This is a genomic window from Pseudomonas sp. 39004 (assembly GCF_028682155.1).
Taxonomy (GTDB): Bacteria; Pseudomonadota; Gammaproteobacteria; order Pseudomonadales; family Pseudomonadaceae; genus Aquipseudomonas; species Aquipseudomonas capeferrum.
On sequence record NZ_JANIAG010000092.1, the window covers coordinates 1 to 22,229 of the forward strand.

Here is a 22,229-nt window from a genome sequence, read left to right on the forward strand (position 1 = left end):
AAAAAAGCCCGCTTGCGCGGGCTTTCTTATGGCAGTCGATCTGAACCCGATCAGAAGTCCAGGTTCGACACCGACAGCGCATTACTTTCGATGAACTCGCGGCGAGGCTCCACCGCGTCACCCATCAGGGTGTTGAAGATCTGATCGGCAGCGATCGCGTCTTCGATTGTGACCTTGAGCATGCGGCGCACGGTTGGGTCCATGGTGGTTTCCCACAGCTGGTCCGGGTTCATCTCACCCAGCCCTTTGTATCGCTGGATGGTGTGGCGCCTGGTGCTTTCGTTCATCAGCCAGTCCAGGCCTTCCTTGAACTCGACGATCGCCTTGCGACGCTCACCGCGCTGAACATAGGCACCTTCACCCAGCAGGCTGGACAGCTTGGCACCGATGTTGACCACGGTACGGTAGTCATTGCTGCCGAAGAAATCGCGGTTGAACGTGATGTAGCTGGCCAGACCGTGCGAGGTGATTTCCACTTCCGGCAGCCAGACATTGCGCTCTTTGTCTTCGCGAAGGCTGGCATTGTAAGCCAGGCCCGACTTCTGGCTGTTGTTCAGACGCTCCTGGAACTTGGCCAGCCAGGCCTGCATCACAGCGTGGTCGCCCAACTGCTCCAGGGTGACTTCCGGCAGGTAGATGAAGTGCTCGGTCAGCTCCTGTGGGTACAGGCGCGACAAACGCTTGAGGGTCTTCATCACGCCACGGAACTCGTTCACCAGGCTTTCCAGTTGAACACCGGAAACCGCTGGCGCCGACTCGTCCAGGTGCAGGCTGGCATCTTCCAGGGCCGATTGGGTCATGTATTCTTCCATGGCCTCGTCGTCCTTGATGTATTGCTCCTGCTTGCCTTTCTTCACCTTGTACAACGGTGGCTGGGCAATATAGATGTAGCCACGCTCGACCAGCTCAGGCAGCTGACGGAAGAAGAAGGTCAGCAACAAGGTACGGATGTGCGAACCGTCAACGTCAGCATCGGTCATGATGATGATGTTGTGATAACGCAGCTTGTCGATGTTGTACTCTTCGCGACCGATACCACAGCCCAGCGCAGTGATCAGCGTGCCGACCTCCTGGGACGAGATCATCTTGTCGAAACGAGCCTTCTCGACGTTGAGGATCTTGCCCTTCAGCGGCAGGATAGCCTGGGTGCGACGGTTGCGACCTTGCTTGGCCGAACCACCTGCGGAGTCACCCTCCACCAGGTACAGTTCGGAAAGGGCAGGGTCCTTTTCCTGGCAGTCAGCCAACTTGCCTGGCAGGCCAGCGATGTCCAGTGCACCTTTGCGGCGAGTCATCTCACGCGCCTTGCGCGCCGCTTCACGCGCTCGGGCAGCGTCGATCATCTTGCCGACAACAGCTTTGGCTTCGTTCGGGTTTTCCAGCAGGAAGTCCGAGAAGTACTTGTTCATCTCCTGTTCCACGGCAGTTTTCACTTCCGAGGAGACCAGCTTGTCCTTGGTCTGGGAGCTGAACTTGGGATCCGGGACTTTGACCGAGATGATTGCGGTCAAGCCTTCACGGGCGTCGTCGCCGGTGGTTGCGACCTTGTTCTTCTTGGCCAGGCCTTCCTGCTCGATGTAGCTGTTCAGGCTACGGGTCAGCGAAGAACGGAAGCCCACAAGGTGAGTACCACCATCACGCTGCGGAATGTTGTTGGTAAAGCACAACAGGTTCTCGTTGAAGCTGTCGTTCCACTGCAGGGCGACTTCAACGCCCACGCCATCTTCACGCTGAACATTGAAGTGGAACACCTGGGTGTTAACCGGCGTCTTGTTGGTGTTCAGGTACTCGACGAAAGCCCGCAGGCCACCTTCGTACTTGAAGAACTCTTCCTTACCGCTGCGCTCATCCTTGAGCAGAATGCCGACGCCCGAGTTGAGGAACGACAGCTCACGGATCCGCTTGGCCAGGATGTCCCAGCTGAAGTGGATGTTCTTGAACGTCTCAGCCGAAGGCTTGAAATGGATGTGGGTACCGGTCGTTTCGCTGTCACCGACAATCGCCATCGGCGCCTGGGGGACACCATGAACGTAGGTCTGCTCCCAGATCTTGCCGCTGCGACGTACTGTCAGTACCAGCTTTTCGGACAGGGCGTTCACTACAGAAACACCCACGCCGTGCAGGCCGCCAGATACTTTGTACGAGTTGTCGTCGAACTTACCGCCGGCGTGCAGCACGGTCATGATGACCTCAGCTGCAGAAACGCCTTCTTCTTTGTGCACGTCGACCGGAATGCCGCGACCGTTGTCGCGCACGCTGATGGATTCATCCGTGTGGATAATGACGGTGATGTCATCGCAATGACCGGCGAGGGCTTCGTCGATCGAGTTGTCGACCACTTCGAAGACCATGTGGTGCAGGCCGCTACCATCATCGGTGTCGCCAATGTACATGCCGGGACGCTTGCGTACGGCATCCAAACCTTTCAGCACCTTGATGCTGGAGGAGTCGTACGTTTGATTTTCGCTCATGCCTTCACTCCCGATGGTCGTGGGTCTGGGTGATACAGCCTTGTTCCACGTGGAACAAAGCAACTGGCGTTTCCGTCTGCCAGCCTTCCCTCAGTAATTCGTGATCTACACAGGTGATGAACACCTGGCAGCGTAATTCTTCAAGCAAGCGGCACAATGCGCGGCGGTGTTGCTCGTCCAGTTCTGACGGCAAATCATCCACGAGATAAATACAGTGACCGCGGCGAGCCTGACTGACGAGGTGCCCTTGGGCAATGCGTAGCGCACACACCACAAGTTTCTGCTGCCCTCGCGACAGAATGTCGGCTGCGTTGTTGGCAGCCAATCGAAGTCGTAGATCAGCACGCTGCGGACCGGCCTGGGTATGGCCCATCTGCTGATCACGAAGGAGAGAGGAGGCGAGGACTTCGTTGAGTTCCCGGTCCTTGTCCCAGCCTCGGTAATAGCTCAGGGTCAACCCGTCAAGCTCGACCAGTTCGCTCAGGGTTCGCTCGAAGACGGGCTTCAAGGCCATGATGTAATTGCGACGGTATTCATCTATTTCCGCGCTGGCCAGGCACAATTCCCGGTCCCAGGCGGCTTGCGAAGCTGGGTCAAGTGTACCATGCCGCAACCACGAGTTTCGCTGCCTGAGCGCCTTCTGCAGACGCTGCCAGGCAGGCAAAAACCGAGGTTCCACGTGGAACACTCCCCAATCCAGGAACTGGCGGCGAATCTTCGGCGCGCCCTCCAGCAACCTGAAACTGTCCGGGTTGATCAGCTGCAACGGCAACAGTTCGGCCAACTGCGCAGCACTTTTGGCATTCTGCCCGTCGATGCGGATGGTGAACTCGCCTTGCCGTTCACGAGATACCCCCAGGTTGCTGGTGCCTCCCGACGTCAACTCGACCTCGCCAAACACGGTGCACGCTGGCTGCTCGTATTGGATGACGGGGTTAAGACGCGTACTGCGGAAGGACCGCGCCAGCCCAAGCAGGTGCACAGCTTCAAGCACACTGGTCTTGCCGCTGCCATTGGCACCGTAGAGGATGTTGATGCGGGGAGAAGGTGAAAGGGTCACCGGGTGCAGGTTGCGCACCGCGGTGACCATGATACGTCGAAGGGACATTCGCTCTGCTACAGGTTACAGACGCATCGGCATGACAACGTAGGACGAATCATCATTGCCAGCCTCCTGCAGCAGCGCACTGCTGTTGGAGTCGGACAAAATCAGACGCACCTGCTCGGTTGTCATGACGCCCAGCACGTCCAGCAGGTAGCTGACGTTGAAGCCGATTTCCAGCGCGCTGCCGTTATAGTCGACGCTGATTTCTTCTTCAGCTTCTTCCTGTTCCGGGTTATTGGCCTGAATCTTCAATTGGCCAGCGGCCAGTTGCAGGCGAATACCGCGGTACTTCTCGTTGGACAGGATCGCGGTACGGCTGAAGGCCTCACGCAGTGCCTGACGATCCCCCACCACCAGCTTGTCGCCGCCCTTGGGCAATACGCGCTCGTAGTCAGGGAACTTGCCGTCCACCAGCTTGGAGGTGAAGGTGAATTCGCCGGTGGTCGCGCGGATATGGTGCTGCCCCAGGACGATACTGACCATGCCTTCAGGGTCGGTCAGCAGGCGCGCCAGCTCAAGGATACCTTTGCGCGGCACGATGACCTGATGGCGATCATCCTGCTCGATGGGTGCACTCATCGAGCACAGTGCCAGGCGGTGACCATCGGTAGACACCGCACGCAGGGTGTTACGCGATACCTCCAGCAGCATGCCGTTGAGGTAGTAGCGAACATCTTGCTGGGCCATGGCGAAGCTGGTGCGTTCGATCAGGCGGCGCAGCTTGCTCTGCTCCAGGTTGCAGGTCAGCGAGCCCGGGCCTTCTTCCACAGTCGGGAAGTCATTGGCAGGCAGGGTCGACAGGGTAAAGCGGCTGCGGCCGGCCTTGACCAACAGTTTTTGCTCGTCGACCTTGATATCGATCAGGACGTCGTTCGGCAGGCTTTTGCAGATGTCCATCAGCTTGCGCGCCGGGACAGTGATTTCGCCAGGCTCGGCTGGCTCTTCGAGTTGCACGCGGCCTACCAGTTCGACTTCCAGGTCGGTACCGGTCAACGACAGTTGCTGGCCTTGCACAACCAGCAATACGTTAGACAGGACCGGCAAGGTCTGACGGCGCTCGACGACACCGGCGACCAGTTGCAGGGGTTTCAACAGGGCTTCGCGTTGAATGGTGAAATGCATGGTCTAGTCCCTTGCCTTCAATTAGCTGCGCAGACGGCCATCAGGTCGTCAGCGTCCGCAGCAGGTTCTTGTAGTCCTCGCGGATGTCCGCGTCGGATTCCTTCAGTTCGTTGATCTTGCGGCAGGCGTGCAGCACGGTCGTGTGGTCGCGACCACCAAACATGTCGCCGATCTCCGGCAGACTGTGGTTGGTCAGCTCCTTCGACAGGGCCATGGCCACCTGGCGCGGGCGCGCGACAGAGCGCGAGCGCCGTTTGGACAACAGATCGGAGATCTTGATCTTGTAGTACTCGGCCACGGTGCGCTGGATGTTATCCACACTGACCAATTTGTCCTGCAGCGCCAACAGATCCTTCAGCGATTCGCGAATCAGTTCGATGGTGATGTCGCGGCCCATGAAGTGCGAGTGAGCGATCACCCGCTTCAGTGCACCTTCCAGTTCACGGACGTTGGAACGGATGCGCTGGGCAATGAAGAAGGCTGCGTCATGGGGCAGCTCGACTTTGGCCTGGTCGGCCTTCTTCATCAGGATCGCCACACGGGTTTCCAGCTCTGGCGGCTCGACTGCAACGGTCAGGCCCCAGCCGAAGCGGGACTTCAGGCGTTCTTCCAGGCCTTCGATTTCTTTCGGGTAGCGGTCGGAGGTGAGGATCACCTGCTGGCCGCCCTCGAGCAGGGCGTTGAAGGTGTGGAAAAACTCTTCCTGCGAGCGCTCCTTGCGGGCGAAGAACTGGATATCGTCGATCAGCAGCGCATCGACCGAGCGATAGAAGCGCTTGAATTCGTTGATGGCATTGAGCTGCAGCGCCTTGACCATGTCGGCGACGAAACGCTCCGAGTGCAGGTAGACCACCTTGGCATTCGGGTTTTTCTTCAGCAGGTGGTTACCCACAGCATGCATCAAGTGGGTTTTGCCCAGGCCGACGCCGCCATAAAGGAAGAGCGGGTTGTAGCCATGCTTGGGGTTGTCGGCAACCTGCCAGGCAGCCGCACGCGCCAGCTGGTTCGACTTACCTTCGACGAACGTGTCGAAGGTGAACGTGCGGTTCAGGTAACTGGTGTGCTTGAGCGCGCCTTCAACCTGAACGGTGCGCTGTTCGGTACGGGTGCTGGTAGCCGGCACCGGCGCAGGCTCGGCCATGGCATCGAAGCTGTCGCGCGACGACGGCTCAGCCACCTCGTTGACCAGAACAGGCTCTACCGGTGCAGCGGCAGGTTCTGCCGACACAACAACGGGCGCAGCCTTGTGTACCTGGGTCTGCGCCAGCGAAGCAGCCACAGCGGCACTGACAGGCGCATTGGGGGCGGCACGCGGCGCCGAACTGCGACGGCTGCCTATTAATAAGGAAAGGGCAGGTGCAATGCCGCTGCCGTTTTCACCCAACAGCTCGAGCAGACGACCCAGGTACTTTTCATTGACCCAATCGAGAACGAAACGGTTAGGCGCATAGACGCGCAACTCGTCGCCTTCGGCTTCGACCTGTAGCGGACGGATCCAGGTGTTGAATTGCTGGGCAGGCAGTTCATCGCGCAGAAGCTCCACGCACTGCTGCCAAAGTTCCACTGACACGGATATCCCCTGAGTTTGAAAGCCGGATGAGGCAAAAGCAAACCGCCATTGTACCGGTCGAGCGATCAGTTATCCACATGTGGATACGTTAGGAGTCATGGCAAAACAGCCATTTATCGACCAAAACGTCTTTATACAGCTGTGCATAAACCCTGTGGATAACAGCACCTGAGGGCTATGCACAACCCTGGGTCGAAATCTGTGGATAATTCGACTGTGGATAAAGCACCTTTTTATACACAGATTCTACGCAGGCGCAGCACAAGCGCAGCACCGGATACCGACAGGGTTTCAAAACTCTGTACAGTCCGATTTTTCTGGGCTGTAGAAGGTTATCCACAGAAAGTTATCCACTTAAGATTTATAAGTTCTTTAAGAAAGCTTTTTAAATGTCTCTTCTTTTTTATCATGTTATCCACGGTGGGGGGATCCCGAATGGCTCGTGTCTGGGCAACCGCTGGCCGAGCAAACGCATCACGCCGTCTATAAGGAATGACTGGTTGGAAATTGACCTATTGCCTTGCTTTCTCTAGAATCGCCGGTCTCTTAAAAAGGGGGCCATCCCGGCCGTCGTCGACAAACCCAGGTAACACGCCATGAAACGTACTTTCCAACCAAGCACCATCAAGCGCGCGCGCACTCACGGTTTCCGTGCTCGTATGGCTACCAAGAACGGCCGCGCTGTTCTGTCGCGTCGTCGTGCCAAAGGCCGTAAGCGTCTGGCCATTTGATTTTTCGGCACAGGTGGTGAGTCAGGACTTCAGTCGGGAAAAGCGACTGCTTACACCCCGACATTTCAAAGCGGTCTTCGACTCCCCAACCGGCAAGGTTCCAGGGAAAAACCTGCTGATCCTTGCTCGCGAGAACGGCCTCGATCATCCACGCCTTGGCCTGGTGATTGGCAAGAAGAGCGTCAAGCTCGCCGTTCAACGCAATCGCCTCAAGCGCTTGATGCGCGATTCCTTTCGTCTGAACCAGCAGATACTCGCTGGCCTGGACATCGTGATCGTCGCGCGCAAGGGATTGGGTGAGGTAGAAAACCCGGAATTGCATCAACACTTTGGCAAGCTCTGGAAACGCCTGGCGCGCAGCCGGCCATCTCCAGCGGTTAGCGCCGATTCCGCAGGGGTAGACAGCCAAGATGCGTAAACTGGCACTCGTTCCGATCCAGTTTTACCGTTATGCCATCAGTCCTCTGATGGCCAATCACTGTCGTTTCTTCCCCAGCTGCTCCTGTTACGCTTACGAAGCCATCGAAAACCATGGCCTCTGGCGTGGTGGGTGGCTGGCCGTTCGTCGCCTGGGGCGTTGTCATCCGTGGAACGACGGCGGTTTCGACCCCGTTCCACCCGCTCCTTCCTCCCGAACTTCTTCGATAGCCGAGTAATCATGGATATTAAACGCACGATCCTGATCGCCGCGCTGGCAGTCGTGTCCTACGTCATGGTCCTGAAGTGGAACGATGACTACGGCCAAGCTGCCCTGCCGACTCAGAATACTGCTGCCAGCACTGTTGCTCCGGGCTTGCCCGATGGCGTGCCGGCCGGTAACAACGGTGCCAGCGCCGATGTACCGAGCGCCAACGCCGAATCGAGCCCTGCCGAACTGGCACCGGTCGCACTCAGCAAGGATCTGGTCCGGGTCAAGACCGATGTTCTGGAACTGGCTATCGACCCGGTCGGTGGTGACATCGTCCAGCTGAACCTGCCGAAGTACCCACGCCGTCAGGACCACCCGAACATTCCGTTCCAGCTGTTCGACAATGGCGGCGAGCGTGTGTACCTGGCCCAGAGCGGCCTGACCGGCGCCAACGGCCCGGACGCCCGTTCCACTGGTCGCCCGCTGTACGCGGCCGAGCAGCGCAGCTACCAGCTGGCCGATGGCCAGGAACAACTGGTGGTCGACCTGAAGTTCAGCGACAACGGTGTGAACTACATCAAGCGCTTCAGCTTCAAGCGCGGTGAGTACGACCTGACTGTCAGCTACCTGATCGACAACCAGAGCGCACAGCCCTGGAGCGGCAACATGTTTGCCCAGCTCAAGCGTGACGCCAGTGGCGATCCGTCTTCGAGCACGGCAACCGGCACCGCTACCTACCTGGGCGCTGCCCTGTGGACAGCTGCCGAGCCGTACAAGAAAGTGTCGATGAAAGACATCGACAAAGGTAGTTTGAAAGAAAATGTGTCCGGCGGCTGGGTCGCCTGGCTGCAGCACTACTTCGTAACCGCGTGGATCCCGGCAAAGTCGGACAACAACGTTGTCCAGACCCGCAAGGACAGCCAAGGCAACTACATCATCGGTTACACCGGCCCGGCTATCAGCGTCCCTGCTGGCGGCAAGGTCGAAACCAGCGCCATGCTGTACGCCGGTCCGAAGATCCAGTCCAAGCTCAAGGAGTTGTCCCCAGGCCTGGAACTGACCGTCGACTACGGCTTCCTGTGGTTCATTGCCCAGCCGATCTTCTGGCTGCTGCAACATATCCACAGCCTGCTGGGTAACTGGGGCTGGTCGATCATCGTGCTGACCATGCTGATCAAAGGTCTGTTCTTCCCGCTGTCGGCTGCCAGCTACCGCTCGATGGCGCGCATGCGTGCCGTGGCGCCGAAGCTTGCCGCGCTGAAGGAACGCTTCGGCGATGATCGCCAGAAGATGTCCCAGGCGATGATGGAGCTGTACAAGAAAGAGAAGATCAACCCGCTGGGTGGCTGCTTGCCGATCCTGGTTCAGATGCCGGTATTCCTGGCCCTGTACTGGGTACTGCTGGAAAGCGTCGAGATGCGTCAGGCCCCATGGATGCTGTGGATCACTGACCTGTCGATCAAGGATCCGTTCTTCATCCTGCCGATCATCATGGGCGCCACCATGTTCATTCAGCAGCGTCTGAACCCGACGCCGCCGGATCCGATGCAGGCGAAGGTCATGAAAATGATGCCAATCATCTTCACCTTCTTCTTCCTGTGGTTCCCGGCTGGTCTGGTGCTGTACTGGGTTGTGAACAACTGCTTGTCGATTTCCCAGCAGTGGTACATCACCCGCCGTATCGAAGCAGCGAGCAAGAAAGCTGCTGCTTGACGGGCTGCTAGTCTGTGAATAAAAACGCCCCCTAGTGGGGCGTTTTTGCTATCTGTCGTTTTTTGTCGTAGAGGCTTTCGAGCATGAACACTGTGCGTGAGACCATCGCCGCCATCGCTACCGCCCAGGGCCGCGGAGGCGTGGGCATTGTCAGGTTGTCCGGCCCGTTGGCTGCCCAGGCAGGTCAGCTCATCACTGGCCGTACCCTGACCCCTCGCCACGCCCATTACGGGCCGTTTCGCGATGACCAGGGCCTGGTGCTGGACGAAGGCATCGCCTTGTACTTCCCAGGGCCCAACTCGTTCACCGGTGAAGATGTCCTCGAGCTCCAGGGGCATGGCGGGCCTGTGGTCCTGGACATGCTGCTGCAGCGCTGTGTACAACTCGGTTGCCGGCTGGCCCGCCCGGGTGAGTTCAGCGAGCGTGCGTTTCTCAACGACAAGCTCGACCTGGCACAAGCTGAAGCGATCGCCGACCTTATCGAGGCCAGCTCCAGCCAGGCGGCGCGCAATGCCCTGCGCTCGCTGCAGGGTGAGTTCTCCAAACGTGTGCACAGCCTCACCGAGGCGCTGATCGCCTTGCGCATCTACGTGGAGGCGGCGATCGACTTCCCTGAGGAGGAGATCGACTTCCTCGCCGATGGCCACGTGCTGTCGATGCTGGATACCGTGCGCAGCGAGTTGTCCACAGTTCAACGCGAAGCCGGGCAGGGGGCACTGCTGCGCGATGGCATGACGGTAGTGATCGCCGGCCGCCCGAATGCGGGTAAATCCAGCTTGCTGAACCGGCTTGCCGGTCGCGAAGCGGCCATCGTCACCGACATCGCCGGCACCACCCGGGACATCCTGCGTGAACATATCCACATCGACGGCATGCCGTTACACGTGGTGGACACCGCAGGCCTGCGTGATACCGATGACCATGTGGAAAAGATAGGTGTCGAGCGGGCGCTCAAGGCCATTGGCGAAGCTGATCGTGTGTTGCTGGTGGTCGACTCCACGGCACCCGAAGCCAGCGATCCCTTCGCCCTCTGGCCGGAGTTCCTCGATCAGCGCCCGGACCCTGGCAACGTCACGTTGATCCGTAACAAGGCCGACCTCAGCGGTGAAGCCGTGGGCCTGGAGCAGTGTGACGACGGCCATGTGACCATCACCCTCAGCGCCAAGGATGACGATAGCGGCTTGCAGCTGCTGCGTGACCACCTCAAGGCCTGCATGGGCTACGAACAGACTGCCGAGAGCGGTTTCAGTGCCCGCCGGCGCCACCTGGATGCCCTGCGCCAGGCCAGCGATCACCTGGAGCATGGCCGTGCGCAGCTGACCCAGGCTGGCGCCGGTGAACTGCTGGCAGAGGACCTGCGCCAGGCTCAGCACGCCCTGGGAGAGATCACAGGGGCGTTCAGCTCAGATGACCTGCTGGGGCGTATCTTCTCCAGTTTCTGCATCGGCAAGTAGTACACAGGCCTTCACAAGGCCACTGGCGACACCAGGCCGCTCCTTCGGGAGCGGCTTTTTTTTTGCTCGGCAATCACCTCACTGGCTGTGCGCTGGCCAAGAAGGCAGTCCAGATCCTGGTTTTTTTCATCCACAGGTGAAAATAGGTGCGCCTGTACCCTGGGGATAACCCACCTTCAGGTCTCTTGATAACCTACTCTTTTTCTTGAGGAAAAAACCGCCTGTGGGTAAATAGGCATTTAATCCACAGGTTAAATGACGTTATCCATAGCCCTCATGGCACTTGAATAACAGGGTTTTATTTATCTGTACACAGCGCCAGATAAGGCCTGTGTAACCTTATCCACAGAAAGGTGCGTGCATAGGAATAAACATAAAAACAAAGCTTTTTAAATTTCTCTTCTTTGATTTCTGTTGTTTGCCACTCATCCACAGCCTGATCAAATTTTGCGCAAACGGTTCCTTTGCAAGGGGGTAAGTCCCTATACTTGTCGGCTTACCTTCTCTATTCGCAAAAACAGGCACGAGGTGCGTGGTGGATTTCCCTTCCCGTTTTGAAGTGATCGTCATCGGCGGCGGCCATGCCGGTACCGAGGCTGCGCTTGCGTCTGCACGCATGGGTGTCAAAACCCTGCTGCTGACCCACAACGTGGAAACCCTCGGTCACATGAGCTGCAACCCCGCGATTGGCGGTATTGGCAAAAGCCATCTGGTCAAAGAGATCGATGCGCTCGGCGGCGCCATGGCGCTGGCCACCGACAAGAGCGGCATTCAGTTCCGCGTGTTGAACAACCGTAAAGGCCCGGCCGTACGCGCCACCCGAGCGCAAGCTGACCGCGCCATCTACAAGGCAGTGGTTCGCGAAATCCTGGAAAACCAGCCAAACCTGTGGATATTCCAGCAGTCCTGCGATGACCTGATCGTCGAACAGGACCAGGTCAAAGGCGTGGTAACCCAAATGGGCCTGCGGTTCTTCGCCGAATCCGTGGTGCTGACTACCGGTACCTTCCTCGGTGGGCTTATCCACATCGGGCTGCAAAACCATTCCGGCGGCCGCGCCGGCGATCCGCCCTCGATCGCGCTGGCACACCGCATGCGTGAACTGCCGCTGCGCGTCGGCCGTCTGAAAACCGGTACCCCGCCACGTATCGATGGCCGCTCGGTGGACTTCTCGGTGATGACCGAACAACCGGGCGACACACCGATCCCGGTCATGTCGTTCATGGGCAATGCCCAGATGCACCCGCGCCAGGTGAGCTGCTGGATCACCCACACCAACGCACGTACCCACGAGATCATCGCCTCGAACCTCGACCGTTCGCCGATGTACTCCGGTGTGATCGAAGGCGTCGGCCCGCGCTACTGCCCGTCGATCGAAGACAAGATCCATCGCTTCGCCGACAAGGAAAGCCACCAGGTGTTCATCGAGCCGGAAGGCCTGACCACCCATGAGCTGTACCCCAACGGTATTTCGACTTCGCTGCCGTTCGATGTGCAGCTGGAGCTGGTGCGTTCGATCCGCGGCATGGAAAACGCCCACATCGTGCGCCCGGGTTATGCCATCGAGTACGACTACTTCGACCCGCGTGACCTGAAGTACAGCCTCGAGACCAAAGTCATCGCCGGCCTGTTCTTCGCCGGCCAGATCAACGGCACCACCGGTTACGAAGAAGCCGGTGCGCAAGGCCTGCTGGCCGGTACCAACGCTGCGCTGCGCGCGCAAGGCCGCGAAAGCTGGTGCCCGCGCCGCGACGAGGCGTACATCGGCGTACTGGTCGACGACCTGATCACCCTGGGTACCCAGGAGCCGTATCGCATGTTCACCTCGCGTGCCGAATACCGGCTGATCCTGCGCGAGGACAACGCCGACCTGCGTCTGACCGAGAAAGGCCGTGAACTGGGCCTGATCGATGACCAGCGTTGGGCGGCGTTCTGCACCAAGCGTGATGGCATCGAGCGTGAGGAACAGCGCCTCAAGTCGACCTGGGTTCGCCCTAATACCCCGCAGGGGCAAGCGGTTGTGGATAAGTTCGGTACGCCGTTGAGCCACGAATACAGCCTGCTCAACCTGTTGGCACGGCCGGAAGTGGATTACGCCGGCCTGATCGAGGCTACCGGGGGTGATGCCATCGATCCACAGGTTGCCGAACAGGTCGAGATCAAGACCAAGTACGCGGGCTACATCGACCGCCAGCAGGATGAGATCGCCCGTCTGCGCGCCAGTGAAGATACTCGCCTGCCTGTGGATATCGACTACACCACGATTTCCGGCCTGTCCAAGGAGATCCAGGGCAAGCTCGGCCAGACCCGTCCCGAGACGCTGGGCCAGGCTTCGCGTATTCCTGGTGTGACACCGGCGGCCATTTCGCTGCTGCTGATTCATCTGAAAAAACGCGGCGCAGGCCGCGAATTGGAGCAAAGCGCTTGAGTTCCCTGGTCACCCCGCAACACGCCGAAGAATTGTCCACAGGCGCGCGCCAGCTCGGCATCGAGCTGAGCGCGCAGCAGCACACGATGCTGCTGGGCTACCTGGCCCTGTTGATCAAATGGAACAAGGCCTACAACCTCACTGCCGTGCGCGATCCGGACGAGATGGTTTCCCGGCACCTGCTCGACAGCCTCAGCGTCATGTCGTTTATCCACAGCGAGCGCGATAACTGGCTGGATGTCGGCAGCGGGGGTGGCATGCCGGGCATTCCCTTGGCTATCCTGCACCCGCACAAGCGGGTGACGGTGCTGGACAGCAACGGCAAGAAGACCCGCTTCCTGACCCAGGTGAAAATGGAGCTCAAGCTGGACAACCTGCAGGTTATCCACAGCCGGGTAGAAGCGTTCAAACCGGCGCAACCGTTCAGCGGAATCATCTCGCGTGCCTTCAGCAGCATGGAGAACTTCACCAACTGGACCCGCCATCTGGGCGACACCGGGACGCAATGGCTTGCAATGAAGGGGCTGCATCCTGCCGATGAACTGGTAGCATTGCCCGCAGACTTCACAGTGGAAAGCGAGCAGGCCCTGACCGTTCCAGGTTGCCAGGGCCAGCGCCATCTGCTGATACTGCGCCGCAAGGCATGACTGGGAACACGCGCATCAATGGCTAAGGTATTCGCAATCGCGAACCAGAAAGGTGGTGTGGGCAAGACCACCACCTGTATCAATCTCGCGGCATCGCTGGCCGCGACCAAACGTCGTGTGCTGCTGATCGACCTCGATCCGCAAGGCAACGCCACCATGGGCAGCGGTGTCGACAAGCACGAGCTCGAGCACTCGGTATACGACTTGCTGATCGGGGAATGCGATCTGGCTCAGGCCATGCATTACTCCGAGCACGGTGGTTTCCAGCTGTTGCCGGCCAACCGTGACCTGACCGCCGCCGAAGTGGTGCTGCTGGAAATGCAGGTCAAGGAGAGCCGCCTGCGCAACGCCCTGGCGCCGATCCGCGAGAACTACGACTTCATTCTCATCGACTGCCCGCCGTCGTTGTCGATGCTGACCCTCAACGCGTTGGTGGCTTCCGATGGGGTGATCATCCCCATGCAGTGCGAGTACTACGCACTGGAAGGCCTCAGCGACCTTGTGGATAACATCAAGCGCATCGCCGCCCGGCTGAACCCGGAGCTGAAAATCGAAGGCCTGCTGCGGACCATGTTCGATCCGCGCCTGAGCCTGAACAACGATGTTTCGGCCCAGCTCAAGGAGCACTTCGGCGAGCAGCTGTACGACACGGTCATCCCGCGCAACATTCGCCTGGCCGAGGCCCCGAGCTTCGGCATGCCGGCCCTGGCCTACGACAAGCAGTCGCGTGGTGCGCTGGCTTATCTGGCCCTGGCCGGGGAACTGGTGCGCCGTCAGCGCCGTCCATCACGCACTGCACAAACAACTTAAGGAATCCGTATGGCCGTTAAGAAACGAGGTCTCGGACGTGGGTTGGATGCTCTGCTCAGTGGTCCTTCCGTCAGCGCGCTCGAAGAGCAGGCTGTCAAGATTGACCAGAAGGAACTGCAACACCTGCCGGTCGAGCTGATCCAGCGTGGCAAGTACCAGCCGCGTCGCGACATGGACCCGGTGGCGCTGGAAGAACTCGCGCACTCGATTCGCACCCATGGCGTGATGCAGCCGATCGTGGTTCGCCCGGTGGGCGACAACCGCTACGAGATCATCGCCGGTGAGCGCCGCTGGCGCGCCACCCAGCAGGCTGGCCTGGACACCGTGCCGGCCATGGTCCGTGAAGTGGCGGACGAAGCGGCCATCGCGATGGCGCTGATCGAGAACATCCAGCGCGAAGACCTCAACCCGCTGGAAGAGGCCCTCGCCCTGCAGCGCCTGCAGCAGGAGTTCGAACTGACCCAGCAGCAGGTGGCCGATGCCATTGGCAAGTCGCGGGTTACCGTGGCCAACCTGTTGCGCCTGATCACGCTGCCTGAAGCGATCAAGACCATGCTCGCCCATGGCGACCTGGAGATGGGTCATGCCCGCGCTTTGCTCGGCCTTGAAGAGAATCGTCAGGAGGAGGGGGCGCGTCATGTTGTCGCACGTGGCCTCACCGTGCGCCAAACCGAGGCACTGGTACGTCAGTGGCTCAGCGACAAGCCTGATCCGGTCGAACCGAGCAAACCTGATCCGGATATCGCACGCCTTGAACAGCGGCTCGCAGAGCGCCTGGGCTCGGCCGTGCAGATCCGTCATGGGAACAAGGGCAAAGGGCAGTTGGTTATTCGCTATAACTCGCTTGACGAGTTGCAAGGCGTCCTTGCTCACATCCGCTGAAACAATTCCTGTTGTAGCGCGCAGTCGGAAATCACTACCGAAGAGTTGAATAGGGGTTAATCCACCCCTATACTCTGCGCGCATTTTGTCGGCACAAATTATGCCAAGTCATAGCTGACTTGTTGGTCGACTTCCGAGGAGCAGTTGTGATGGAAATCCGCACGCCAAACCGCTTGCCTTTCCATCGCTGGGCGGTTTTTCCGGTACTGCTGACTCAATGTGTAGTACTTCTGCTGGCAACCTTGGTGGTGTGGCAGTGGAAAGGGGCGGTCAGTGGATATTCAGGTCTCTGCGGAGGTTTGATTGCCTGGCTACCCAATGTGTATTTCGCCTGGAAGGCGTTTCGCTTTAGCGGAGCCCGGGCAGCGCAGGCCATCGTCAAGTCGTTCTACGCTGGCGAGGCAGGCAAAATGATTTTGACGGCAGTGCTGTTTGCATTGACCTTCGCAGGAGTGAAGCCATTGGCGCCGTTAGCAGTATTCGGCGTCTTCCTGCTGACCCTAATGGTCAGCTGGTTCGCGCCACTGCTAATGAATAAAAGACTTTCGAGACCTTAGGGCGTTTGAGGCAACCATGGCAGCAGAAACCGCTTCGGGCTATATCCAGCACCACTTGCAGAACCTGACCTACGGTCAACTACCAGACGGCAGCTGGGGCTTTGCCCATTCGGCTGCAGAAGCCAAGGCAATGGGCTTCTGGGCGTTCCACCTGGACACCCTGGGTTGGTCCGTTGCGCTGGGTCTGATCTTCCTGTTCATCTTCCGCATGGCGGCGAAGAAGGCGACCTCCGGCCAACCCGGCGGCCTGCAGAACTTCGTCGAAGTGATGGTCGACTTCGTCAATGGCAGCGTGAAGGACTCCTTCCACGGCCGTAGCCCGGTGATCGCTCCGCTGGCACTGACCATCTTCGTCTGGGTATTCCTGATGAACGCCGTCGACCTGGTACCGGTCGACTGGATTCCTCAGCTGGCCATCCTGATCTCCGGTGATCCGCACATTCCGTTCCGCGCCGTGTCGACCACCGACCCGAACGCGACCCTGGCCATGGCCTTCAGCGTGTTCGCCCTGATCATCTTCTACAGCATCAAGGTCAAGGGCCTGGGCGGCTTCATCGGTGAGCTGACCCTGCACCCGTTCGGCAGCAAGAACATCTTCGTTCAAGCCCTGCTGATCCCGGTGAACTTCCTGCTGGAATTCGTCACCCTGATCGCCAAGCCGATCTCGCTGGCACTGCGTCTGTTCGGCAACATGTACGCCGGTGAGCTGGTGTTCATCCTGATCGCCGTCATGTTCGGCTCGGGCCTGCTGTGGCTGAGCGGCCTGGGTGTGGTGCTGCAATGGGCGTGGGCTGTGTTCCACATCCTGATCATCACCCTGCAAGCTTTCATCTTCATGATGCTGACCATCGTCTACCTGTCGATGGCGCACGAAGATAACCATTAAGACCGCCTGGCGTGTCTGATAGCCTTCCCCGCCGGTACGGGGGGAGGGCTTAAAAAGTCCGCAAGGGCAGCTGTACTCACGATTTGTTTTACCGCTTCAAACTAAAAACCTAACCAATACGACGTAAAAGTCGGGAGGAAAGATGGAAACTGTAGTTGGTCTGACCGCTATCGCTGTTGCTCTGCTGATCGGCCTGGGTGCTCTGGGTACCGCCATTGGTTTCGGCCTGCTGGGCGGCAAATTCCTGGAAGGCGCTGCTCGTCAACCAGAAATGGTTCCGATGCTGCAGGTCAAAATGTTCATCGTTGCCGGTCTGCTCGACGCCGTAACCATGATCGGTGTTGGTATTGCTCTGTTCTTCACCTTCGCGAACCCCTTCGTTGGTCAGATCGCCGGCTAATCACTCGTCACAACGAGTTGATGTGCTGTGATGAATTAAGACCGAGCGAGGTGTTGGCGTGAACATTAATGCAACCCTGATTGGCCAATCCGTTGCTTTCCTGATTTTTGTACTCTTCTGCATGAAGTACGTATGGCCTCCGGTCATCACTGCTCTGCAAGAGCGTCAAAAGAAGATTGCCGACGGCTTGGACGCTGCCAACCGCGCAGCTCGCGACCTGGAGCTGGCCCAAGAGAAAGCGGGTCAGCAACTGCGTGAAGCTAAAGCACAGGCAGCCGAAATCATTGAGCAAAGCAAGAAACGCGCTGCTCAGCTTGTCGAGGAAGCCCGTGATCAGGCCCGCGTCGAAGCTGACCGTGTGAAGGCTCAGGCTCTGGCCGAGATCGAACAGGAACTGAACAGCGCTAAAGACGCCCTGCGTGCCCAAGTGGGTGCCCTGGCCGTTGGCGGTGCTGAAAAGATCCTTGGCGCCACAATCGATCAAAACGCGCATGCGGAGCTGGTTAACAAACTGGCCGCTGAAATTTAAGCGAGGGCGATCATGGCAGAACTGACCACGTTGGCCCGACCTTACGCTAAGGCTGCCTTTGAGCATGCCCAGGCCCATCAGCAACTGGCCAATTGGTCAGCCATGCTCGGCCTGGCTGCTGCGGTGTCGCAAGACGACACCATGCAGCGCCTGCTCAAGGCCCCGCGACTGACGAGCGCAGAAAAGGCCGCCACGTTCATTGACGTGTGCGGTGACAAGTTCAATGCACAGGCACAGAATTTCATTCATGTTGCCGCGGAAAACGACCGTCTCCTGCTTCTGCCGGAGATTGCCGCTCTGTTCGACCTGTACAAGGCCGAGCAAGAGAAATCCGTGGACGTGGAAGTCACCAGTGCCTTCGCGTTGAACCAAGAACAGCAAGACAAACTCGCCAAGGTTCTCAGTGCACGGTTAGGCCAGGAAGTGCGCCTGCACGCGTCGGAGGATGCCAGCCTGATTGGCGGCGTCGTCATCCGCGCTGGTGACCTGGTAATCGATGGCTCTGTTCGCGGCAAAATCGCGAAACTGGCCGAAGCATTGAAATCTTGAGTTTGAAGGGGCAGCAGAGCAATGCAGCAACTCAATCCTTCCGAAATTAGTGAAATCATCAAGGGCCGCATCGACAACCTCGATGTGAGCTCCCAAGCCCGTAACGAAGGTACCGTCGTTTCGGTTTCCGACGGTATCGTGCGGATCCACGGTCTGGCCGACGTCATGTACGGCGAAATGATCGAGTTCCCTGGCGGCGTCTACGGCATGGCACTGAACCTGGAGCAAGACTCCGTAGGTGCAGTGATCCTGGGTGCATACGACACCCTCGCCGAAGGCATGAGCGCCAAGTGCACCGGCCGCATCCTGGAAGTTCCGGTTGGTAAGGAACTGCTGGGCCGCGTCGTCGACGCACTGGGCAACCCGATCGACGGCAAAGGTCCTCTGGGCAACACCCAGACCGACGCGGTCGAGAAAGTTGCTCCAGGCGTGATCTGGCGTAAGTCGGTAGACCAGCCTGTACAGACTGGCTACAAATCCGTCGACGCCATGATCCCTGTCGGCCGTGGCCAGCGTGAGCTGATCATCGGTGACCGTCAGATCGGCAAGACCGCCATGGCCATCGACGCCATCATCAACCAGAAAGACTCCGGTATTTTCTGTGTTTATGTTGCTGTCGGCCAGAAGCGTTCCACCGTCGCCAACATCGTTCGCAAGCTGGAAGAAAACGGCGCCCTGGCCAACACCATCGTGGTTGTTGCCAGTGCTTCGGAATCCGCCGCACTGCAATTCCTGGCGCCATACGCCGGTTGCACCATGGGCGAGTTCTTCCGTGACCGCGGTGAAGACGCACTGATCGTTTACGATGACCTGTCCAAGCAGGCTGTTGCCTACCGTCAGATCTCCCTGCTGCTGCGCCGTCCACCAGGACGCGAAGCATACCCAGGCGACGTGTTCTATCTCCACTCCCGTCTGCTGGAGCGTGCATCGCGCGTTTCGGAAGAGTACGTCGAGAAGTTCACCAACGGTGCTGTGACTGGCAAAACCGGTTCCCTGACCGCGCTGCCGATCATCGAAACCCAGGCTGGCGACGTTTCCGCGTTCGTTCCGACCAACGTGATCTCGATCACCGACGGTCAGATCTTCCTGGAATCGGCCATGTTCAACTCGGGCATCCGCCCTGCAGTGAACGCCGGTGTTTCGGTATCCCGCGTAGGTGGTGCCGCTCAGACCAAGATCATCAAGAAGCTGTCCGGTGGTATTCGTACCGCGCTGGCTCAGTACCGTGAACTGGCTGCATTCGCCCAGTTCGCGTCCGATCTGGACGAAGCGACCCGCAAGCAGCTGGAGCATGGTCAGCGCGTTACCGAGCTGATGAAGCAGAAGCAGTACGCGCCGATGTCCATCGCGGACATGGCCCTGTCGCTGTACGCCGCTGAGCGTGGCTTCCTGACCGACGTAGAAGTCTCCAAGATCGGCAGCTTCGAGCAAGCACTGATCGCCTTCTTCAACCGTGATCACGCTGAACTGATGGCGAAGATCAACGTGAAGGGTGACTTCAACGACGAAATCGACGCAGGCCTGAAAGCCGGTATCGAGAAGTTCAAGGCCACCCAGACCTGGTAAGCCGCAGCGGGGGCCCTGGCCCCCGCTTGCTAACCTGATAGGTGATACATGGCAGGCGCAAAAGAGATTCGCAGTAAGATTGCGAGCATCAAAAGCACGCAAAAAATTACCAGCGCCATGGAGAAAGTGGCGGTCAGCAAGATGCGCAGGGCACAAATGCGCATGGCTGCTAGCCGTCCTTACGCGGAGCGTATCCGCCAGGTGATCGGTCATCTGGCCAACGCCAACCCGGAATACCGCCACCCGTTCATGATCGAGCGCCCTGTAAAGCGCGCCGGTTATATCGTGGTGAGCAGTGACCGTGGTCTGTGCGGTGGCTTGAATACCAACCTGTTCAAGGCCCTGGTCAAGGACATGAGCGCAAACCGCGAACAGGGCGTGGAAATCGACCTGTGCGTGATCGGCAGCAAGGGTGCGACTTTCTTCCGCATCTTTGGCGGCAACGTCGTAGCAGCGATCAGCCATTTGGGCGAAGAGCCATCGATCAACGATCTGATCGGCTCCGTCAAAGTGATGCTGGACGCCTACATGGACGGCCGTATCGATCGCCTCTCGGTGGTTTCGAACAAGTTCATCAACACCATGACCCAGAAGCCAACGGTCGAGCAATTGGTACCGTTGGTGGCAACCCCGGATCAGGAACTCAAGCACCACTGGGACTACCTGTACGAACCCGACGCAAAAGAGCTGCTGGACGGCTTGATGGTGCGTTACGTGGAGTCGCAGGTATACCAGGCGGTGGTCGAGAACAACGCTGCTGAACAAGCGGCCCGGATGATCGCGATGAAAAACGCCACAGACAACGCCGGTGATTTGATCAAAGAGCTGCAATTGATCTACAACAAGGCGCGTCAGGCTGCGATCACCCAGGAGATCTCGGAAATCGTCGGCGGCGCTGCCGCGGTTTAACGGTTCACATATTCAGAGGATCCAGCTATGAGTAGCGGACGTATCGTTCAAATCATCGGCGCCGTCATCGACGTGGAATTCCCACGTGACGTCGTGCCGAGTGTATACAACGCGCTGAAAGTACAAGGCGCGGAAACCACCCTCGAAGTTCAGCAGCAGCTGGGCGACGGCGTGGTTCGTACCATTGCGATGGGCTCCACCGAAGGCTTGAAGCGCGGTCTGGATGTCGTCGACACCGGTGCTGCCATTTCCGTTCCTGTTGGTAAGGCCACTCTCGGCCGTATCATGGACGTACTGGGCAACCCGATCGACGAAGCCGGCCCGATCGGTGAAGAAGAGCGTCGCGGTATCCACCAGCCAGCGCCTTCGTTCGCTGACCAGGCAGGCGGCAACGACCTGCTGGAAACCGGCATCAAGGTTATCGACCTGGTTTGCCCGTTCGCCAAGGGTGGTAAGGTTGGTCTGTTCGGTGGTGCCGGTGTCGGCAAGACCGTAAACATGATGGAACTGATCCGTAACATCGCCATGGAACACAGCGGTTACTCCGTGTTCGCTGGTGTGGGTGAGCGTACTCGTGAGGGTAACGACTTCTACCACGAGATGAAGGACTCCAACGTTCTCGACAAAGTAGCGCTGGTCTACGGTCAGATGAACGAGCCACCAGGAAACCGTCTGCGCGTAGCGCTGACCGGCCTGACCATGGCTGAGAAGTTCCGTGACGAAGGTAACGACGTTCTGCTGTTCGTCGACAACATCTATCGTTACACCCTGGCCGGTACCGAAGTATCCGCACTGCTGGGCCGTATGCCTTCGGCAGTAGGTTACCAGCCGACCCTGGCTGAAGAGATGGGCGTTCTGCAAGAGCGCATCACCTCCACCAAGGAAGGTTCGATCACCTCCGTGCAGGCCGTATACGTACCTGCGGACGACTTGACCGACCCGTCGCCAGCGACCACCTTCGCCCACTTGGACGCCACCGTCGTTCTGTCCCGTGACATCGCCTCCCTGGGTATCTACCCAGCGGTCGATCCACTGGACTCGACTTCGCGCCAGCTGGACCCGAACGTGATCGGCAACGAGCACTACGACACTGCTCGTGGCGTTCAGTATGTTCTGCAGCGCTACAAAGAGCTGAAGGACATCATTGCGATCCTGGGTATGGACGAACTGTCCGAGACCGACAAGCAACTGGTAGCCCGCGCTCGTAAGATCCAGCGCTTCCTGTCGCAGCCGTTCTTCGTGGCCGAAGTCTTCACCGGTTCGCCAGGCAAG

21 protein-coding genes are annotated in these 22,229 nt (G+C 58.8%); 17 read left to right on the top strand and 4 right to left on the bottom strand.

Translation table 11 applies throughout. From position 1 onward, the window contains the following. Positions 1-50: 50 nt before the first annotated feature. Genes gyrB through dnaA form a run of 4 tightly spaced genes read right to left on the bottom strand, consistent with a single transcriptional unit; the run spans position 51 to position 6,268 of the window. Positions 51-2,471: a DNA topoisomerase (ATP-hydrolyzing) subunit B gene (gene gyrB / locus NP534_RS16420; protein WP_274099403.1), complete on the bottom strand. Its 2,421-nt coding sequence runs from the start codon at positions 2,469-2,471 to the stop codon at positions 51-53. A gap of 4 nt (positions 2,472-2,475) precedes the next feature. Further along, positions 2,476-3,579 (bottom strand): DNA replication/repair protein RecF, encoded by a 1,104-nt coding sequence (gene recF, locus NP534_RS16425; protein WP_033702443.1) that lies wholly within the window; start codon positions 3,577-3,579, stop codon positions 2,476-2,478. 15 nt (positions 3,580-3,594) lie between these two features. Next, complete coding sequence (gene dnaN, locus NP534_RS16430; protein ID WP_027592068.1) at positions 3,595-4,698, bottom strand: DNA polymerase III subunit beta; 1,104 nt, start codon at positions 4,696-4,698, stop codon at positions 3,595-3,597. Between the two features lie 40 nt (positions 4,699-4,738). Next, positions 4,739-6,268: a chromosomal replication initiator protein DnaA gene (dnaA, locus tag NP534_RS16435; protein ID WP_274099404.1), complete on the bottom strand. Its 1,530-nt coding sequence runs from the start codon at positions 6,266-6,268 to the stop codon at positions 4,739-4,741. Positions 6,269-6,864: 596 nt separating this feature from the next. Here dnaA and rpmH point away from each other — a divergent pair. The 17 genes from rpmH to atpD all read left to right on the top strand — a co-directional run. Beyond that, positions 6,865-6,999, top strand: coding sequence for a 50S ribosomal protein L34 (gene rpmH, locus NP534_RS16440; RefSeq protein ID WP_003253163.1), 135 nt, complete (start codon positions 6,865-6,867; stop codon positions 6,997-6,999). Between the two features lie 13 nt (positions 7,000-7,012). Then, positions 7,013-7,417, top strand: coding sequence for a ribonuclease P protein component (gene rnpA / locus NP534_RS16445; RefSeq protein ID WP_077068714.1), 405 nt, complete (start codon positions 7,013-7,015; stop codon positions 7,415-7,417). After that, entirely contained in the window at positions 7,410-7,655 is a 246-nt protein-coding gene (yidD, locus tag NP534_RS16450) for a membrane protein insertion efficiency factor YidD (RefSeq protein WP_015268406.1), read from the top strand. The genes rnpA and yidD overlap by 8 nt, the downstream gene beginning before the upstream one ends. Before the next feature lie 2 nt (positions 7,656-7,657). Then, a complete protein-coding gene (yidC, locus tag NP534_RS16455; protein WP_033702440.1) occupies positions 7,658-9,340 on the top strand; it encodes a membrane protein insertase YidC in 1,683 nt (560 codons plus the stop codon). 83 nt (positions 9,341-9,423) lie between these two features. Next, positions 9,424-10,794 (top strand): tRNA uridine-5-carboxymethylaminomethyl(34) synthesis GTPase MnmE, encoded by a 1,371-nt coding sequence (mnmE, locus tag NP534_RS16460; protein WP_274099405.1) that lies wholly within the window; start codon positions 9,424-9,426, stop codon positions 10,792-10,794. A gap of 535 nt (positions 10,795-11,329) precedes the next feature. After that, complete coding sequence (mnmG, locus tag NP534_RS16465; protein WP_274099406.1) at positions 11,330-13,222, top strand: tRNA uridine-5-carboxymethylaminomethyl(34) synthesis enzyme MnmG; 1,893 nt, start codon at positions 11,330-11,332, stop codon at positions 13,220-13,222. Continuing rightward, positions 13,219-13,869, top strand: coding sequence for a 16S rRNA (guanine(527)-N(7))-methyltransferase RsmG (rsmG, locus tag NP534_RS16470; RefSeq protein WP_033702438.1), 651 nt, complete (start codon positions 13,219-13,221; stop codon positions 13,867-13,869). Before mnmG ends, rsmG begins: the two co-directional genes overlap by 4 nt. Before the next feature lie 18 nt (positions 13,870-13,887). Next, positions 13,888-14,679 (top strand): ParA family protein, encoded by a 792-nt coding sequence (locus tag NP534_RS16475; protein WP_027592075.1) that lies wholly within the window; start codon positions 13,888-13,890, stop codon positions 14,677-14,679. Positions 14,680-14,688: 9 nt separating this feature from the next. Continuing rightward, on the top strand, positions 14,689-15,561 hold the full coding sequence (locus NP534_RS16480) for a ParB/RepB/Spo0J family partition protein (RefSeq protein ID WP_033702437.1): 873 nt from the start codon (positions 14,689-14,691) through the stop codon (positions 15,559-15,561). A gap of 149 nt (positions 15,562-15,710) precedes the next feature. After that, a complete protein-coding gene (locus NP534_RS16485; RefSeq protein WP_033702436.1) occupies positions 15,711-16,118 on the top strand; it encodes a F0F1 ATP synthase subunit I in 408 nt (135 codons plus the stop codon). A 16-nt stretch (positions 16,119-16,134) separates the two neighbouring features. After that, the gene (gene atpB / locus NP534_RS16490; protein ID WP_033702435.1) at positions 16,135-17,004 is read left to right on the top strand and encodes a F0F1 ATP synthase subunit A; all 870 of its coding nucleotides are present in this window, start codon (positions 16,135-16,137) and stop codon (positions 17,002-17,004) included. 142 nt (positions 17,005-17,146) lie between these two features. Continuing rightward, positions 17,147-17,404 carry a F0F1 ATP synthase subunit C gene (atpE, locus tag NP534_RS16495; RefSeq protein ID WP_003097235.1) on the top strand — a complete coding sequence of 86 codons (258 nt, stop codon included), beginning with the start codon at positions 17,147-17,149 and terminating at the stop codon, positions 17,402-17,404. 58 nt (positions 17,405-17,462) lie between these two features. Continuing rightward, positions 17,463-17,933, top strand: a complete 471-nt coding sequence (locus tag NP534_RS16500) for a F0F1 ATP synthase subunit B (RefSeq protein WP_003260032.1) — start codon at positions 17,463-17,465, stop codon at positions 17,931-17,933. Positions 17,934-17,945: 12 nt separating this feature from the next. After that, on the top strand, positions 17,946-18,482 hold the full coding sequence (locus tag NP534_RS16505; RefSeq protein WP_003253191.1) for a F0F1 ATP synthase subunit delta: 537 nt from the start codon (positions 17,946-17,948) through the stop codon (positions 18,480-18,482). A gap of 21 nt (positions 18,483-18,503) precedes the next feature. Beyond that, positions 18,504-20,048: a F0F1 ATP synthase subunit alpha gene (gene atpA / locus NP534_RS16510; protein WP_012274911.1), complete on the top strand. Its 1,545-nt coding sequence runs from the start codon at positions 18,504-18,506 to the stop codon at positions 20,046-20,048. A 48-nt stretch (positions 20,049-20,096) separates the two neighbouring features. Beyond that, entirely contained in the window at positions 20,097-20,957 is an 861-nt protein-coding gene (gene atpG / locus NP534_RS16515) for a F0F1 ATP synthase subunit gamma (protein WP_033702434.1), read from the top strand. A gap of 27 nt (positions 20,958-20,984) precedes the next feature. Then, a partial coding sequence (atpD, locus tag NP534_RS16520) for a F0F1 ATP synthase subunit beta (RefSeq protein ID WP_274099407.1) occupies positions 20,985-22,229 on the top strand: 1,245 nt, incomplete at its 3' end.